This window comes from Mesorhizobium sp. M7A.F.Ca.CA.001.08.2.1, from assembly GCF_003998455.1.
Classification (GTDB): domain Bacteria; phylum Pseudomonadota; class Alphaproteobacteria; order Rhizobiales; family Rhizobiaceae; genus Mesorhizobium; species Mesorhizobium ciceri.
Map to the genome: position 1 here is coordinate 1 of NZ_RZPW01000864.1, position 2418 is coordinate 2418.

3 protein-coding genes are annotated in these 2418 nt (G+C 61.4%); 1 reads left to right on the top strand and 2 read right to left on the bottom strand.

The genetic code is table 11. From position 1 onward, the window contains the following. The coding region (gene aroC, locus EN914_RS32180; RefSeq protein WP_127265871.1) for a chorismate synthase at nt 1-1105 on the bottom strand (1105 nt) is incomplete at its 3' end. A 178-nt stretch (nt 1106-1283) separates the two neighbouring features. Here aroC and EN914_RS32185 point away from each other — a divergent pair. After that, complete coding sequence (locus EN914_RS32185; protein ID WP_013532801.1) at nt 1284-1544, top strand: DUF1344 domain-containing protein; 261 nt, start codon at nt 1284-1286, stop codon at nt 1542-1544. A 169-nt stretch (nt 1545-1713) separates the two neighbouring features. On the opposite strand, the gene EN914_RS32190 is transcribed toward EN914_RS32185, so the two are convergent. Continuing rightward, the gene (locus EN914_RS32190; RefSeq protein ID WP_013532802.1) at nt 1714-2301 is read right to left on the bottom strand and encodes a histidine phosphatase family protein; all 588 of its coding nucleotides are present in this window, start codon (nt 2299-2301) and stop codon (nt 1714-1716) included. Nucleotides 2302-2418 lie beyond the last annotated feature (117 nt).

The window sequence follows — 2418 nt, forward strand, 5'->3', positions numbered from 1 at the left end:
CCCCTATTCCCCTCCCCGTCTGTCCCCGATGCCGCAGATAATGATCGGCGATCGCACAGGCAACCATTGCCTCGCCGATCGGCACGGCGCGGATGCCGACGCATGGATCGTGGCGGCCCTTGGTCATGATCTCGACGTCCTTGCCGTCCTTATCGATCGACTTTCGCGGGGTCAGGATCGACGAGGTCGGCTTGACGGCGAAACGGGCGACGATTGCCTGGCCGGTCGAGATGCCGCCGAGGATGCCGCCGGCATTGTTGGACAGGAACACCGGCTTGCCGTCATTGCCGATGCGCATCTCGTCGGCATTCTGCTCGCCGGTGATGCGGGCGGCCTCGAAGCCGTTGCCGATCTCGACGCCCTTGACCGCGTTGATCGACATCAGGCCGGAGGCGATGTCCTGGTCGAGCTTGGCATAGATCGGCGCGCCGAGGCCCGGTGGAACGCCGTCGGCGACGATCTCGATCACCGCACCGACCGAGGAGCCCGCCTTGCGGATGCCGTCGAGATACTGCGTGAAGACAGGAACGGAAGCCGGATCGGGGGTGAAGAACGGATTTTCCGCATCGCCGATGAAATTCCAGTTCCAGTTGGCGCGATCGATGGATTTCTCGCCCATCGACACCAGCGCACCGCGCACCACCACGCCGGGCACCACCTTGCGCGCCAAGGCACCGGCCGCCACTCTGGCTGCCGTCTCGCGGGCCGAGGAGCGGCCGCCGCCACGATAATCGCGCACCCCGTATTTGACGTCATAGGTGTAGTCGGCATGGCCGGGCCGGTACTGGCGGGCGATCTCGCCATAATCCTTTGAACGCTGGTCGACATTCTCGATCAGCATCGACACCGGCGTGCCGGTGGTGATCATCGTCTCGCCGTCCTCGTCGAGGATGAAACCTGACAGCACCTTCACTTCATCTGGTTCGCGACGCTGCGTCACGAAACGTGACTGTCCCGGACGGCGCTTGTCGAGTTCGGCCTGGATCTCGTCGCGCGTAAAGCGGATGCCGGGCGGACAGCCGTCAACCACGCAGCCGAGCGACGGGCCATGGCTTTCGCCCCAGGTGGTGACGCGGAAAAGGTGGCCGAACGTGTTGTGAGACATGAAATACCCTGCCCGGCATCGGAGCCGGCTGAAGATTGCGTTCTATTGGCGTTTTTCACAGGGGTCAAACTGTGATCTGGCGGATTTAGTTTTGACACATTCGGTTGGTTTCTGCTCTGCTCCATCCGCTGTTGAACAGCCCGCCGCCATGCCGGTGCAATGATAAAGAGGAACGATTATGCGTACCCTGATTAGCGCCGTTGCCGCCACGCTGCTGCTTTCCACCGCCGCTTTCGCCGGCCAGACCGAAGGCCTGATCAAGAAGATCGACAAGGACACGGCGACGCTGACGCTGGATGACGGCAAGTCCTACAAGCTGAACGCAGAGACCGATCTCGACGCGCTGAAGCCGGGCATGGACATCGTCATCGCCTACGATGTGACCAATGGCGAAAACGTCATCACCGACATGGAACTGCCGGACAGCTCAGCCAACTAGAGCTTCCAACCTCAATTGAATGCAGCGTTTGCGGTTCAGCTTTCGCCGAGCCGCCTGCGAAATGGCCTAGAGCGTGTTGCGTCTGAACGGATTTCAGGCGACCCGCTTTAGGTCTTTGTTTTATGTATGTCGTTCTCCCAAAACCGGGGCCACTTTTGGGCGACATGCATTAAAGCCACTCCAGACTCTTGCCTTCGAGCTTGAGCAGGCGATCCTGCGGTATTTCCAGGTTCGCTGCCTCGTCCTCGGCCAATCCCAGAACGAAACGAAACAAGGTGCGCATGACGCCGCCATGGGTCACGCATATCGTCTGGCGTTCGATCGCGTCGAAGCATGGCCTCACCCGTTCGAGCAGCATCTGATAGCTCTCGGCGCCTTCGCCGGGCGGCTGGAAGTTCCACTTGTCCAGAGCACGCGTCCCGCTTGCTCCGGGATACCGCGTCTCCAGCTCGGGAAAGGTAAATCCCTGCCAATCGCCGAAATTGACCTCGACGAGGCGCGGATCGGTTCGATAGGCATCCGGATCCAGCTTCATCGCGGCGCGAATACGCTGCATCGTTTCGCGCGTCCGTTTCATCGGACTGGCGACGAAGTCGAATTCCCAGGGATCTGGAACCAACGCAGCTAGCCGAAGCCCGTTGCCGGTCGCCTGTTCGCGGCCAAGAGCATTGAGATCGGTGTCAGCCTGCCCCTGAAGCCGCATTTCGGCGTTCCACGCGGTCTGGCCGTGGCGCGCGATATAAACCAGCGGGTACATCAGGTCTTCCGGTGCGGATCGGGACGGACGACGGTTGGGGGGTGCTAGTCCTTGACCGTCGAAATATCAGGCGCGTCGACCGCCTTCATGCCGACGACGTGGTAGCCCGAATCGACG

Bases quoted from the DNA above. Each gene is read 5' to 3' on its own strand.
- EN914_RS32185 (WP_013532801.1), top strand. From the start codon at position 1,284: ATGCGTACCCTGATTAGCGCCGTTGCCGCCACGCTGCTGCTTTCCACC.
- EN914_RS32190 (WP_013532802.1), bottom strand. From the start codon at position 2,301: ATGTACCCGCTGGTTTATATCGCGCGCCACGGCCAGACCGCGTGGAAC.